Origin of the sequence: Bradyrhizobium sp. 139 (genome assembly GCF_023074175.1) — a bacterium.
Lineage (GTDB): Bacteria > Pseudomonadota > Alphaproteobacteria > Rhizobiales > Xanthobacteraceae > Bradyrhizobium.
Genome location: NZ_JADPKS010000137.1, coordinates 1 through 13,265 on the forward strand (window position 1 = coordinate 1; position 13,265 = coordinate 13,265).

At 59.4% G+C, this 13,265-nt stretch carries 13 protein-coding genes and 1 pseudogene; 7 read left to right on the forward strand and 7 right to left on the reverse strand.

Features of this window, described 5'->3' with window-relative positions:
• Positions 1-95: 95 nt before the first annotated feature.
• On the reverse strand, positions 96-1,283 hold the full coding sequence (locus IVA80_RS30535; RefSeq protein WP_247438437.1) for a CoA transferase: 1,188 nt from the start codon (positions 1,281-1,283) through the stop codon (positions 96-98).
• Positions 1,284-1,449: 166 nt separating this feature from the next.
• Between IVA80_RS30535 and IVA80_RS30540 the strand changes: the two genes are divergently transcribed.
• Positions 1,450-2,337 (forward strand): hypothetical protein, encoded by an 888-nt coding sequence (locus tag IVA80_RS30540; protein WP_247438439.1) that lies wholly within the window; start codon positions 1,450-1,452, stop codon positions 2,335-2,337.
• A gap of 345 nt (positions 2,338-2,682) precedes the next feature.
• Complete coding sequence (locus IVA80_RS30545; protein WP_247438441.1) at positions 2,683-3,471, forward strand: Crp/Fnr family transcriptional regulator; 789 nt, start codon at positions 2,683-2,685, stop codon at positions 3,469-3,471.
• 280 nt (positions 3,472-3,751) lie between these two features.
• Here the strand turns inward: IVA80_RS30545 and IVA80_RS30555 are convergent, their stop codons facing one another.
• Entirely contained in the window at positions 3,752-4,234 is a 483-nt protein-coding gene (locus IVA80_RS30555) for a phasin (RefSeq protein ID WP_247438443.1), read from the reverse strand.
• A gap of 855 nt (positions 4,235-5,089) precedes the next feature.
• A pseudogene (locus tag IVA80_RS30560) lies at positions 5,090-5,299 on the reverse strand (hypothetical protein); the annotation flags it as partial.
• 338 nt (positions 5,300-5,637) lie between these two features.
• Between IVA80_RS30560 and IVA80_RS30565 the strand changes: the two are divergent.
• Positions 5,638-5,922, forward strand: a complete 285-nt coding sequence (locus IVA80_RS30565) for a hypothetical protein (RefSeq protein WP_247438445.1) — start codon at positions 5,638-5,640, stop codon at positions 5,920-5,922.
• Between the two features lie 32 nt (positions 5,923-5,954).
• On the opposite strand, the gene IVA80_RS30570 is transcribed toward IVA80_RS30565, so the two are convergent.
• Complete coding sequence (locus tag IVA80_RS30570; protein ID WP_247438447.1) at positions 5,955-6,704, reverse strand: response regulator transcription factor; 750 nt, start codon at positions 6,702-6,704, stop codon at positions 5,955-5,957.
• Positions 6,705-7,696: 992 nt separating this feature from the next.
• Between IVA80_RS30570 and IVA80_RS30575 the strand changes: the two genes are divergently transcribed.
• Complete coding sequence (locus IVA80_RS30575) at positions 7,697-8,038, forward strand: H-NS histone family protein (RefSeq protein WP_247438449.1); 342 nt, start codon at positions 7,697-7,699, stop codon at positions 8,036-8,038.
• Positions 8,039-8,103: 65 nt separating this feature from the next.
• Here IVA80_RS30575 and IVA80_RS30580 read toward each other — a convergent pair whose 3' ends face one another.
• Positions 8,104-8,325, reverse strand: a complete 222-nt coding sequence (locus IVA80_RS30580) for a hypothetical protein (protein ID WP_247438451.1) — start codon at positions 8,323-8,325, stop codon at positions 8,104-8,106.
• Between the two features lie 363 nt (positions 8,326-8,688).
• Here IVA80_RS30580 and IVA80_RS30585 point away from each other — a divergent pair, with 363 nt between their 5' ends.
• A complete protein-coding gene (locus IVA80_RS30585) occupies positions 8,689-9,774 on the forward strand; it encodes a hypothetical protein (RefSeq protein ID WP_247438453.1) in 1,086 nt (361 codons plus the stop codon).
• On the opposite strand, the gene IVA80_RS30590 is transcribed toward IVA80_RS30585, so the two are convergent.
• Both IVA80_RS30590 and IVA80_RS30595 read right to left on the reverse strand, forming a co-directional pair.
• Complete coding sequence (locus IVA80_RS30590; RefSeq protein ID WP_247438455.1) at positions 9,771-10,169, reverse strand: VOC family protein; 399 nt, start codon at positions 10,167-10,169, stop codon at positions 9,771-9,773. The genes IVA80_RS30585 and IVA80_RS30590 overlap by 4 nt on opposite strands.
• 116 nt (positions 10,170-10,285) lie before the next feature.
• Positions 10,286-10,897, reverse strand: coding sequence for a GNAT family N-acetyltransferase (locus IVA80_RS30595; RefSeq protein ID WP_247438457.1), 612 nt, complete (start codon positions 10,895-10,897; stop codon positions 10,286-10,288).
• A 259-nt stretch (positions 10,898-11,156) separates the two neighbouring features.
• Here IVA80_RS30595 and IVA80_RS30600 point away from each other — a divergent pair, with 259 nt between their 5' ends.
• Positions 11,157-12,917, forward strand: a complete 1,761-nt coding sequence (locus IVA80_RS30600) for an HAD-IIIC family phosphatase (RefSeq protein ID WP_247438459.1) — start codon at positions 11,157-11,159, stop codon at positions 12,915-12,917.
• Positions 12,904-13,146, forward strand: coding sequence for an acyl carrier protein (locus IVA80_RS30605; RefSeq protein WP_247438461.1), 243 nt, complete (start codon positions 12,904-12,906; stop codon positions 13,144-13,146). Before IVA80_RS30600 ends, IVA80_RS30605 begins: the two co-directional genes overlap by 14 nt.
• Positions 13,147-13,265 lie beyond the last annotated feature (119 nt).

A 13,265-nucleotide genomic window follows, 5' to 3' on the forward strand; every position in this document is an offset into this window, starting at 1 on the left:
CATCGACGACGTCAACCGCCATCCGGTCATCCATACCTGGTCCTACAAACTTGCCGAGGCCGCCTGAATATGATTCGAATCAAGGAAACGATCGTCTAGATGATGCCGCCCTGCCGAAGCGCAGCAATCGCAGCTGTGTCATAGCCGAGTTCGGAGAGGACCCGATCGGTATGTTCGCCGAGCGTCGGTGGACGCGAAGCGATCTCACCCGGCGTTTCCGACAGCCGGACGGCAGCGCGGGCGACCGGCGCGCGCTTCGGCAGGCCGGGATATTCGACATCCTGCATGAAGCCGGCGGCGCGAATATGCGGATGGTCCAGCGCCTGTTGCGGGCTGAGGACGGGCCCGGCCGGAATCATCGTCCTGCCCAGAATGTCTACAGCCTCCTGCGTCGTGCGCTCGGCGCACCAGCGCGCCATCCGCTCGGTGATGATGCGGCCGTTATTGCCGCGGCTGATGTCGTCGGCAAAGCGCGGATCGTTCAGCCACTGGTCCTCCTCACCCATCAACTTCGCCCAGCGTTTAAACAGTGGATGCCCCGTGACCTGGCACAGCACCCAGCCGTCCTTGGTGCGATAGATGTCGGCCGGCGCTGCGGTCTGGCCGAGATTGCCGGTCGGCACGCGGTTGACGTTGATGACCGCCTGCTCGATCAGCGTGGCATTGGTGAAGGACAGCGCGGTGGCGAGCAGCGCGCCCTCGACAATCTGCCCGCGCCCGGATTTGCCGCGCGCGATCAGCGCGGCGAGCGTCCCGAACGCGCAATGCAGCGCCGTTCCGAAATCGACCCAGTTCACCGCGGCCCGATACGGCGGATTGCCAGCGCCGGTCATGTACACCGAACCCGACATGACCTGCCCGACACCGTCGAAGCCGACACGATCGGACCACGGTCCCGGCCCGCCGAACGCGGTTGCGGTCGTCAGGATGATGTCGGGCTTGATCGCCTTCAGCGAGTCGTAATCGAGCTTCATCGCGCGCAGGGTCTGCGGCGGCAGATTGGCGACGACGACGTCCGCGGTCGCGACCAGGCGGCGCATCACCTCCTGCCCTTCAGGCTTCATCGGATCGAGCGTGATGCACTTCTTGTTGCGGTTGACCTGAAGAAACAGCGCGCCTTCGCCGCCCTCGCCGACCGGCGCCACGAAGCGGTCCTCGCTGCCGTCGCGCTTTTCAACGCGAATGACCTCGGCGCCGAATTCGGCCAGCAAGGTCGCGCAATAGGGCCCGGCGATGTAGCGCCCGAAATCGAGGACGCGCACGCCCTCCAGAACTCCCCCCATCGATCCCTTCCCTTGTGCTGCCGCCAGATTACAGGGAATGAACGCTACGGCAAGATGGCAACGGACATCGTGCACTGTCCTTGAGATGTGATCGGCGAACAGTTTCGGCTGGCGGAAATTGTGCTCTAGGATGGGCCAGTCCGTCCACGAGCCAGAGCGCACATCCATGCCGCAACAATTCGATCGATCCGCGGAAGATCTCGGCAACGCGATCCATTTCGAGCACGTCAACATCCAGGTCCCGGACCAGCGCCTCGCCACTCTGTTCTACGTTACGGGGCTTGGACTCACCCGCGATCCCTACCTGATGGTGTCCGACACCAACATGTGGATCAATGCCGGGCGGAGCCAGTTTCACTTGCCGAGCGGCAGGGCGCAGGTGCTGCGCGGCCATGTCGGACTGGTCATCGAGGGCCGTGAGGCGCTGCTGACGCGGCTGGCGTCGGTCGCGAAGAAGCTCGAAGGCACGGCGTTCGCATTCGCCGAGCATAATGACCATGTCGAGGCGGTTTGTCCGTGGGGCAACCGTCTGCGCTGCTACGAGCCGGATGCTGCGCGCTTCGGGCGCATCGCGCTCGGCATCCCCTATGTCCAGTTCGATGTACCTGAAGGCACCGCCAAGGCGGTTTGCGCCTTCTACCCCGAGATCATGGGCATGCCCGCCGGCTTGCGAAACGACGACGGCCAGGTTGCCGCCGTGAAGACGGGCCGCGACCAGCATCTGTTGTTCCGCGAGACCGATCGGCCCCAGGGCGACTATGACGGTCACCATGTGCAGATGTACATCACCGATTTCTCCGGCCCTTACCGCAAGCTCCTGGCGCGCGACCTGATCTCGCGCGAGGACAACCAGTACCAGTACCGCTTCCGCGATATCGTCGATCTCGATAGCGGCAGGCATCTCTTCACGGTCGAGCATGAGGTGCGCAGCGCCACCCACCCGATGTTCATGCGCCCGATGGTCAATCGCAATCCGGCGATCAACAACCGGAACTATGCGGCTGGCCATGATCAGTCGTTCTGGGCGATGGGACCGGATCAATATGAGGGATAGGGGGCGCCAGCTGCGGCCGAGGGATCGAACCTCCAAATGGCGGAATCCTGGATATTCAACGATCTCATAGCGAGTTTGGAAAAATGCTGAATAATGCTCAATAATAAATTCAATAGCTTGGCGGCCATTTCCAAATAACGAAGCGGTTCGCAAGCTGCGCTTTCCCGGAGCCAAGCCGCAGGATCCAACCGAGATCGTGCCGTTGTGGCCACCGCACACACAGCGATCCATACTCGGAACCATATCCTTCCTTCGCCAGTTGGATTACTGTCGAACTGTGCAGAGCAGTTCGGCAAAGCCGGCACGAGTCTCAGCGCCGGGCATCCGTCGGGGGCGAATCCCGTGATGGACCACGCGACCAGGATTGGTAATCGTTTGTTAGCAGCGTTGCCGCCGGCGGATCTTGCTTTGCTTGCGCCTCATCTGCGGAAAGTCGTGCTCGAACGCGACGCCGTACTGGTCCGATCGGGCGATCGGATCGAACAGCTCCTCTTCCCCTGTAGTGGCGCGATCGCCTTTATCGTGGACCTGCCGAACGGGCAGACAGTCGCCGCAGCGGTGGTCGGCCATGAGGGTGCTATCGGTCTGATGTCGGCGCTTGGAGCCACCCGCTCACCCATGACGGCGGTCGTCCGCGTACCAGGGTCGGCGCTGCAGATTTCGTCGACGCAATTTCTGCCGGCGCTGCATCGCAGCCCAGCGATCGCATCCACGGTGCAGATTTTCACGAGATCGCTGTTGACGCAATTTCAGCACGTCGCGGCCTGCAATGCACTGCACTCCGTCGAAGCCCGGATGGCGCGCTGGCTGCTTCACATTCACGACCGAGCCAATGGCGGCAATCTCCTCCCCTTGACGCAAGAGACCTTGTCGGAATTGCTGGGCGTCCGCCGCACCACGGTCACGCATGTCGTGAGCGCGTTGCGCGCGTCACGAGCATTGAAGTCCAACCGGCGCGGTCAGCTCGAGATTGATCGGCCCCGGCTCGAAGCCGTGGCATGCGAGTGCTACAAGGTGATGGGCCGCAGGATTGATCGGATCGTTTCGCGGGGCGCCGTAGGGAATTTTCACGCCGCGCCGGAGCGAGACGCCTGCCACCCGCCCGGTAACCGGTTGTCCGGGGCAGGCTCGTAGACCCAAGCCTCTCTCGCGAACCACTCGTGTGTCGCCGCGCAGATCCGGCAATAGGTGCGCGAGAAGAATACTGCGCTGCAGCGAAACCTTTCGCCATCGGTCTCGATGCCCGTCGCAATGGCGTTTCCCGTTTCCGGGCACTTGATCATCACCATACCCATCTTGATTTCCTGCAACCTGTTGCTGGCTCTGGACACGCCGACCCGCCATCGGCTGGACCGAGCCTCTCCTTGTCGCGGAGACGCTTGTCCAGCCGATCCACGCGGCCGGTTGCCTCGATTCAGAGGGCCCGGTGCAATGCCCGGTTGAAGCTGGTCTTAATGGGCTCGGTCGTCTCAACCGCGACCTTCTGCGCGAGCTCCCAAAGCTCCCGATTCTGTGCGGAGACGACTTCGAAAGCTTTGCGGTTTCGGGCGGTCGAAAGATGCACGATATCCAGCAGCGATCTGGCCTCGGCGAGCTGGGATAAAAATTCCAGGGCGGCACTGGTATTATCTTTGGAAATCTCGATGACCCTGGCGCTGTAATCGACGGCACCTTTGACGTTCATCGAACAGGATTCGCGGAGAACGTCGCTGAACTCTTCGGAAGTCGCCTTCATCTTCTCGATATTTTGCCTGGTCTGTGCGGCGCCCTGCTCGGCAAAACCGCGGAACAGTTCCTGGAAATTTAAAAATGGCAAATCGAACTTTGGCTTTGATCCATTCGCGTTCTCATTCACCGGATCGGCATGCGTTTCGACTTTCACATTGGCATCATTCACGAGCTTTCATCCTTTCAAGCGAAACCAGATAATGGATTGAAGACTCCCCCGACCGCTTCCGGGCGTGCTGCGCCAGGAAACCAGTGCCCCTATTCTCGGCGCGACGGGATGCTGCTGCGGATCAACCGCTCCCCCCGGCCGAAGCCAACTATGATCGATTAGAGTCCGGTCATCCGTTCGCTTTCGGACACTCGCTAAAATATTTCGATGTGTTGCGACCAGATGGCGCGGACACGAGCTTTGCGTCTGCGAAGGTGCAACGACCGCTCGCTTGCGCTCCGAGCTTGCTCGCTTTCCGGGGAAAGCCCGGCTTGCGCAGGTGGCGCTGACGGCTCTCTTCTCGACCTACTCGGTCTCTGAGACTCTCAAGTTCTGCGAGTTGGGCCGCAAGCGCTTCGAGACGTCGGCGAAGAACAGCGGCAGGATTCTCCGCTCGAGCGCGGATGCTCATGGCAGGTCTCCTAATCGATATGTCGGGGAGAATTCACCCAGTCCTGACAGCCGGGAAACATATGCAATTGCTAAGGACAAACGCGCATTAACATTTGGCATGCTGCGTCGCTAATAACGATGCGGCAACGCGTTAAGACGCAACACCCGGCATGCTAGCCGCCCGCTGGCCACAGCGCTCATGCAATGCGCCCTGAGAACGATGCGCTAATGCGCAGATCCGGTCGCGCTCGAAACTTGAGTGATGGGTCGCTCGCAATCGGGCTTGCGCTTCCGCTCATCGTCGTCTTCATCTGCACAATCGACGCCTCCAGATGCAATCGGACTTCCAGAGCTCCCGCCGGTCGCGAAAGGCCCTTTACCAACGGATCCCCCTCCACCACCGGATCCGCCGCCGCCGGATGTCCCTCCGGCACCAGCTGACCCATCACGGCGACCGCCGGATGCTCCACCACCTCCAGGTGACCCGCCACCAGAACTCGCCGACGTTGCCGAGGACGGGCGATCGTTATCGAAGAATGACCGGTCCCTGTCGTCACCATGCGTCGCTCCGTTCAGTCCGCCCGAACGCGCAATGGCTGTCGAAGTCAGGGAGGTCGACAGAAGCAGGGTCATGACGGGGGGCGTCACGGCCGCGAATTTTCCGCAGGTTTTTAGGAATGCCCGCCGGTCGTCATCTTCATTGTCGTCCCGGGTCACGATGCGCCCTCCTCGATTTAATATCAATTTATTCCTATTATATATTAAATTCACCTTCAACCAAGACTTTTGTTTAAATGACGGGGGTTGTTTGGCGTGCGGCGGCCGGGCAGCTCGCCGCCATTGTCCACGCCCCTCGAAATCCCGGGTGTCTGCGGCGCTGATGCTCGAATCTCGACTTGCATTTCAGTATTTAATATAGTTATTTTTGATTTATCGTTGAAGGCAACCCGCGACTGCAACGGATTATTGCCATGCCACTGCAATTTCATCGGTCCGTCGAGGACATGGAAATATGGAGCGCGAGCAGCGATGGCTTCTCGTTTGTGATCAGCTTCGGGAGCCCCACCGGTCCGGGCTTTCACGGACGTGCCGGCTATTTGGCGAGTTGGCGACCGCTCTACGAGAGCAATGGTGCGATCAAGATCACCGGCTCGCCCTTCCGCACGTTGGCCGAGGCCGAAGGGGCCTGCCGCAACATGGTTGAGCACCTGGCCTCAGTAACCGACCCTGGCCTCTCGGAGGTGCAGCGAGGCTAACGGCAACAACATCCAATCAAGTGCGATTTGCGTTAACGCATACGTTCCGGAAGGACGTTGCTGCGCTTGACGTCCTCGTCATTTCGAACTGCCGGATCGCGTTGTAGCAGGCCGGAGGGGTCGAGTTCACGTGGCGCTGCACGCTGCCCGTTCTGCGAAATCGCCAATGCCGCGAGAACTGTACGGTTGCTGATTTCCAGCTTCTGGAAGATGTGATGAAGGTGGACTTTGATCGTACCGGCGGCAATGTTCAGGCGCCGCCCGATCTCCTTGTTGGACAGCCCCTCCGATACGAGGCGCATGATCTGCCGCTCCCGGTCCGTCAGTTGTGTCAGGGACTTCTCCTCACCTGTGCGAGGCTCCTCACTGACCTCCCTACCGGTGCTCGGCGACCGCGATGCCAGTCCTAGGCATTGTTGTGCAAGCTTCCGCAGGGTCGCGACCAGCATCTCCGGCTTCGCATCTTTGGTGAGGATGACGCAGGCGCCGTCCGCCGCCTGCCTTTGCAACTTGCGATTGACGGCCTTATCGGCAAAGAAAATGACCCGGGTAACCTGGCCTGCGGTGCTTGCGAGAGCAAGGAGGTCCGGTCGCCTGACGTCGGGCATTGCAACATCGACGAGCGCAATGTCCGGCACAAGAAGTCGGATTGCCTCAATGCAGCTTGCTCCATCGCCGCAGGAGGCCACGATCGTAAAATCGTGCTGCGTCGCAAGGACGCTGCTGATCCCCTGCAAAACGATCGGGTGGCGATCCGCGATGACAATTCTGATGCGGCGCATGCTTCCCTTGCCTATTGTTAACAACCCCCCATGCGGCAGTTTAATCCAACGCTCTCGCTACAGACGCACGCGGGAGGTATAACGAATCCGATCTGTCAAAACGTCGCACCGCAAATCCGCCACGGCACGTATCGGCAACGCTTGATGGCCGCGTCACCGTAATTTGCTTAGAGAATGCGTGCAGCACCGTAAGAATGCGGAGCTCCCAGGAAAATCCGAAACGCCAATTCATCCACGACACAGCGATTTCTTTGGCGACGTTGGATGTCTGAAATCTGCAATATCAGCCAGAGAGTGTATCTGACCGCCTTGCCAGTATGGTTAATATCCATCTAACTCCCGACCGGCCACTTATTACGAATGATATATAGGGATATTAGCGATTCAAATCTAACATTCGACAAAGCTTCACCGAACCCTGGGCGGTCTAAAAAACCTCGCCCCAAGCAGGAAGAGGAGGCACAAAAAAGTAATACTATTCACCGAGACCAAGATGAGGATTGGTCACCAGGCATGCGGGCACGAATTTTCCGAGCCACATGATCTGACATCTCGAACGATAAATGTTCTGCTTCAGTATAGCATCGATGAAAACTTGGTCAGCAAAGTTGGGCGGCATTTTCGTCAACCCAACAACCTAATGCGCGGTCACGGGGGCATCGTTGATAATGAGTAGGTGGTCACATGTATTCTTCGATAGTTTTGCGTCAAACGCATGAGGCTCTGATCGTTCAATTCACCGAATTGCAGAATTTACGTAGTCGCGTGTTGATGGCCGAGCAGAGATTGCTTGGCCCAATGCGAAGAGTCCAGCGGCGCAGGGCGGCTGGGAGGCGACCGTTCGTCCGGAGGCACGGAGCCGGCCGGTAGCATCAAGAGCACCGCGTTGCACACTGGCGGCCTGCGCGCGAGCCGATCGTGCTTGCCCGACCCGGGTTCGACCTGATAATCCCGCCTCCTATTTCGAGTCGGAAGTAGTGGGGACGGCTTCCATGGAGAAGGACGACTGGGCATCGGGGACCACAGCCGAGCTGTGGCGGCTTTACGATGAGGTCACGACTGTTCTTAGTCGGAGAATGATCGCGGAAAAAGCCAAGCTGGAAGAGCGGCTTCGCAGGATAGACGGCACCGCCGGGGTCCAGAACGACGAACGTGCGCGCCGCCCCTACCCGCCTGTGCTGCCGAAGTATCAGAACCCGAAAGACCCGTCCGAAACCTGGTCCGGCCGCGGTAAGCAGCCCCGATGGCTAAAAGCGCAGCTCCGGGCGGGCAAGAAGCTGGACGATCTACTGATCAGCCGCTCATCCGGGCAAAGGCGCCGGCGGACCGGCTGAGCCCCGGCCGTCGCCACGACGGCGTTCGCACCGCAAGGCCGCGCCTGCCCGTTTGATCGCAACCTTTAGCGATCGCGATCTTCTTTGCCGTTAGGACTGCCGTCGCCGCCGCCATTGCCGAAGCCATTGTTGCCATGCACAATATTAGCGCCTGAACTGGCTATGGCGGGTGAAGTCAGCGAGGTGGACAGCAACAGTGTCATAGCTGGAGGGGTAACGGCGGCAAATTTTCCGCAGCTCTTCAAGAACTCACGACGGTCTTCGCTGTCGGTATCAAGATCGGTCATCGGGGTAGCCCTACCACAATCTAGCCCATCATTAAAATAAACCAAAATAGTCGCAGCACAACTTAAATAAGTTAATTTAACGATCCAATTTATCGGCCCTGGATCAGGTGTGTGTCGGACTCACAAAGCGACAGATCGAACAACATTTCTACCCCAGGACGCGCATATCGAGCCAGATCCACTAGGCCGACTGACATATTTTGACATTCATCGCTCCGATCTATGATATATTTAATATTATTATTTTTGGATTATCCCCGCTCATAACCCTATTCAACGCACTACGAGCTCAGGCGAGCTCGATTCATATGCCGCGCACAAAAGCACAGCGAATTTCCAAGCGCCGAACACGAAAGTCAGTTCATGACCGAGACCGAGGCCGGAGCAGCATTCAGGCAATTGCAGTCTTGTTTCGGCACGGCCTTGCGACCAGGATTCTCGCTGCCGCGTCTGGGAGCCCTGATGAGCCGAGCCCTTACGGACACGCTCCTGGACCTTTCGGAACTAACGGTTCTCACTGAGGCTGCGACCGGCGCGTATGCCGTGACGGCCGTCCTCGCGGCGATGGCCGGAGCCAGGCACGTCTATGCCTTCACGAGACCCACACGGCACGGCACACCAGGTGACGCCAGGCAACAGACTCTGGAGCTTGCAGTTTCGGTCGGTGTGGCCGATCGCATCGACGTCGTGGAGCAGATCACCCCGGACATCCTCCGTCAAACGGATATCGTAACCAACAGCGGCCATCTTCGGCCTCTTACCGCTGCGCTCATTGATCAATTACCCAAGAAGGCGGTCATCGCCTTGATGTTTGAGGCTTGGGAATTTCGCCCCGAGGACCTCGACATGGAGGCATGCTCACGGCGCGGAATTCCCATTGTCGGCGTGAACGAACGCCACCCGTCGGTCGATGTCTTCTCGTTTCTCGGTCCGTTGTGCGTGAAGCAACTCCACGATTGCGGTTTATCCGTTTATAAGAATCGCATCGCTGTGCTGTGTGACAACGACTTTGTTGGCCCGCTCCGCGCCGGTCTCGCAAGCTCTGGAGCGAGCGTGGACACCTTCGACGACGTCCAAACCATGTATCGCGACGACTGGGACGCAATCGTCGTCGCGCTTCGACCGGCGGCTTGGCCTCGCATCGGTTCGCCGGAAGCAACGCACCTCGCGGCTTGCGCGCCCGCTGGTGCCATTGTCGTGCAGTTTTGGGGCGACATGGACCGGACAGTATTGTCAGCAAATGGATTGGGCGTTTGGCCAACAGCGCCTCCGAGATTGGGGCACATGGGCATTCTCCTGTCGGAGATCGGCCCTGAACCGGTCGTGAGACTGCAGGCAGGCGGCCTCCGCGCTGCTGAGTGGGTTCGGCGCGGTCGAGCTGTTTCGCCTGACGGATACGCGCAGCTTGTCACCCAGCCGCCCGATCCAGCTTTCGCCAATTCACACTAGGTCCTTGCCTCGATGAGCTCGATGAGTGTGCGCGTCGCGGAGGCGAGAAACACTATGCGGCGCATGTCGAACGCGACGGCGGGCGCGGGTGACGATACGGGAAGATACTGCTGCTCCCTGAGGCAAGCGATCGCGTCGTCGAGCCGGTCCACTTCGTAAGCAAGATGATAGAATTTGCTACCGCGCTTCAGGATGCCCTCCACCGGCGATTGTGCGCCGGCCGGCTCAATGAGTTCGAGGCGCGGACCGCCGCCTGACACGAACTGGATCCGAACCTGCTGGATCGGGTCCTCGAATATAGGTCCTTCAGGACTGTAGCCAACTATCGCGAGCTCTGGCAACTCCGTCGCGATCTTTCGGCACGCCATTCCCAAATGATGAAAATGCAAATCCATCTGCTATTCCTTCTTCCCCTGCTAGCGCAAGGAGACGGGTGCGTCCGGCGTGAACTCCGTTGCCTCCAGAAGCGCGATGCGCTGCTTCCACTGCTCTGGCCAGTTGCTCGGGGCAGCTAAACTTCCCGCGCATCGAGAAGCAGCGCCGACCAGGCCTGCTTCAACCGCGGATAATCTTCGCGCGACATCCGAAACGTAATCACGTCGTCGCCGTTCCACCAAGCCTTCGGCGAAATCTTTTCGGTTTGAAAACCAAGGCGAATATGGAAGTTCTTCGCGGACCCGTTCTTGCTTTGCACGTTGGCTACGACGACCGAAAGCCCTAGCTGCACGAACGCGAACGCGAGAAGGAGATCGAAGATCTCGACCAGAAAGAGGCGCGCACCCGGATCGACGATCAACCGCGCCACCTCGCCGCGTTTCGCCGCGAAATCCAGGTTCGCAAGGGCGATGCTGGCAGCCGGTTTTCTCGAGCGCTTGAACTCCGCAATGAAATAGTAGTCGTCCGCCCTGGCCTGGTAGCTTCGGAAAAACTCTTCCTGCTGGGTCAAGGTCAGCTTTTCTCGGGTCATGAACTTGCCGAGAACGGGATCGTTACGCCAAGCGATGATTTGCGCGGAGTCCTCCAGCCGGACCTCTCGGAGGACCAGGTTGTTTCCTTCAGGAAGCCGTTTGAGATTCTCAGCCTTGGTGTAAAGTGTGCCCGAGCCCGGCGGCTCCAATTCCATATGCGTCACCCTCATTTATTTTACATTAATCTAGGATATTTAAGTATATTTAATTGACTCGAACGCTAGCATTATTTAGTGTGAGTGACAATCGTGATACTGCTTTCCTCGGGGGAGGCTCGCTATTCTCGCTGCTGCACCCGTCTCGCCGGACCGGCATGTAAATGATGCCGAACTCAAGTCCTTAGCGCTGTCCGGCGACGCTGCGTTCTGGGGACATCTCGCCGCCCGCTCGCGGCAAGCGGCGAATTTTTCCGAAATGTTCTTTCTGTCGACGCTTCGAAAAAAGGCGAAGCTACATACGACCGAAAGTGTCCAGCCAAGGCTTCGCCTCGCCCTGATCGGCGGCTACAACCTGTATCCGTTGCACGAATTGGTCGAACACCTCCTGGCCATTCGTGGAATCGAGTCAGAACGCTTCCTCGGCGAGTACGATAATTTCGTCTCGGAAATCCTCGACGGCTCGAGCCCGCTGTACGCCTTCAAGCCGGATCTCGCCTTCATTCTGCCGAACGCGAGGCACTGCCGGTTTTCCGGCTCGCTCCTCGATGCCGTGGAACGTCAGCGCGAAGCTGCAGTCGGCGCCGCGGAGCACCTCCTCAACCTCGCGCAGACTTTCATCGAACGCTCAGGTGCGGCGGTGATTCTCGCCAATCTTGCGCTGCCCGACGATCTCGATCTCGGCTCGTTTCGTTCACGTACGCTTGGCGCCGATTGGAGTTTCCGCAAGGCGATAAACCTTGAGCTCGGGCTGCGGGCCCCAGCGGAGGTGCAGATCTGCGACGTCGAGTTCCTGTCGGCACGCCGAGGGATCGCGGCCGCGGAGGATGCGCGATCCTGGTACGAATCAAAGCAGCCCGGCTCACCTGATTTTCTAGTGGACGTCGCGCAAGAGCTAAGCCATCTGGTCGCCTCCCGTAAGCAGGGCCCCAAGAAGGTGTTGGTACTCGATCTCGATCACACGTTATGGGGCGGCGTGATCGCGGAGGACGGTATCGAGGGAATCGAACTTGGGGACTCGTCTCCCCGCGGCGAAGCTTTCAAGGCTTTCCAGAAGTATCTCCTTGCGCTTTCCGAACGCGGGGTCCTGCTTGCGGTGTGCAGCAAGAACGACCATGCGCGCGCGATCGAGGTATTCGAGAAGCATCCCGAGATGGTTCTTCGGCTGGAGCACTTCGCGGCCTTCAAAGCCAATTGGGACCCGAAGTCCGACAACCTGCAGCGGATCGCGGATGAACTCCGCGTTGGCGTGGACAGCTTCATCTTCGCCGACGACAACCCGGCGGAGATCGAGATCGTGCGCCAGTTTCAGCCCCAGGTCGAAGGCGTGCTCCTCGGGCCGGATCCCGCCGAATTCATCGACCGCCTCCAGGCCGGGCGTTATTTCGAGCCACGGAACGTCACCGAGGAGGATCTCGAGCGGACGGCGCAGTATAGGCAGGAACGGCGACGTACGGAGTTCGCGGCAAGCGTAACCGACATGCCAGCCTACCTCGCCTCGCTCGAGATGCGAGGCACGATCAAGGAGTTCGACCCGCTCGATCTACCCCGCATCGCCCAGCTGATCGCGCGCAGCAACCAGTTCAACCTGACGACGGTCCGCCGATCCGAAACTGAGATCCGCGGACTCCTAAAGCGGCCGGACTACCTGTGCTTCACGATGCGGATCGAGGATCGGTTCGGAGATTCCGGGCTCATCTCTGTGGTCATTGCAAAGATCGAGGGCAGCGTCTTCGTTCTCGATACGTGGCTCATGAGCTGCCGCGTGCTTAAGCGCCAGGTCGAGGACGAGATCATGAACGAGATTTTTCGGCTTGCAGAGGTCGCCGGCTGCGCGAAAGTACGCGGCATTTATCTTCCGACGGCCAAAAACGGGATCGTCGCCGGGATCTACGAGGAGTTTGGCTTCGTGCGTACGGAAGACTCCGCCGCCCGAAAAGAGTTCGAGCTCGAGGTGGGGAAGTATCAGATGCGTTCGACAAAGATCCGCGTAACCCGGAGGGCTTATGAAGCAGGCTGAAGTACTGGCGAAGTTGCAGGAGGTATTCGACGGTATCTTCCTTGAGAAGGTCGTGGCCAAGCCCGATCTGTCGGCGGCCGACGTCGAGGAGTGGGACTCGCTCATGCAGATCTCGCTCGTCATCGCCGTCGAGCAGAAGTTTCGCGTGCGATTCCGCGTTGGCGAAGTCGAGACGGCCCGGAACCTGGGTGAGTTCGCCGATCTGATCGCGAAACGGATAGAGCCATAAGAGCTGGACATCGCGAAGGACGATCGCGGGAGTACGCGGCGCGCCACCCGTTTTTGGTGTATTGGGCGTGACGCGGCACCGCTTCGCAGAACCGCCGCCGACGCTTGTTCGTCTGAGAG

Excerpts from the sequence above, each read along its gene's own strand:
- IVA80_RS30535 (WP_247438437.1), bottom strand. The coding sequence starts at position 1,283 with ATGGGGGGAGTTCTGGAGGGCGTGCGCGTCCTCGATTTCGGGCGCTAC.
- IVA80_RS30540 (WP_247438439.1), top strand. The coding sequence starts at position 1,450 with ATGCCGCAACAATTCGATCGATCCGCGGAAGATCTCGGCAACGCGATC.
- IVA80_RS30545 (WP_247438441.1), top strand. The coding sequence starts at position 2,683 with ATGGACCACGCGACCAGGATTGGTAATCGTTTGTTAGCAGCGTTGCCG.
- IVA80_RS30565 (WP_247438445.1), top strand. The coding sequence starts at position 5,638 with ATGCCACTGCAATTTCATCGGTCCGTCGAGGACATGGAAATATGGAGC.
- IVA80_RS30570 (WP_247438447.1), bottom strand. The coding sequence starts at position 6,704 with ATGCGCCGCATCAGAATTGTCATCGCGGATCGCCACCCGATCGTTTTG.
- IVA80_RS30575 (WP_247438449.1), top strand. The coding sequence starts at position 7,697 with ATGGAGAAGGACGACTGGGCATCGGGGACCACAGCCGAGCTGTGGCGG.
- IVA80_RS30580 (WP_247438451.1), bottom strand. The coding sequence starts at position 8,325 with ATGACCGATCTTGATACCGACAGCGAAGACCGTCGTGAGTTCTTGAAG.
- IVA80_RS30585 (WP_247438453.1), top strand. The coding sequence starts at position 8,689 with ATGACCGAGACCGAGGCCGGAGCAGCATTCAGGCAATTGCAGTCTTGT.
- IVA80_RS30590 (WP_247438455.1), bottom strand. The coding sequence starts at position 10,169 with ATGGATTTGCATTTTCATCATTTGGGAATGGCGTGCCGAAAGATCGCG.
- IVA80_RS30595 (WP_247438457.1), bottom strand. The coding sequence starts at position 10,897 with ATGGAATTGGAGCCGCCGGGCTCGGGCACACTTTACACCAAGGCTGAG.
- IVA80_RS30600 (WP_247438459.1), top strand. The coding sequence starts at position 11,157 with ATGTTCTTTCTGTCGACGCTTCGAAAAAAGGCGAAGCTACATACGACC.
- IVA80_RS30605 (WP_247438461.1), top strand. The coding sequence starts at position 12,904 with ATGAAGCAGGCTGAAGTACTGGCGAAGTTGCAGGAGGTATTCGACGGT.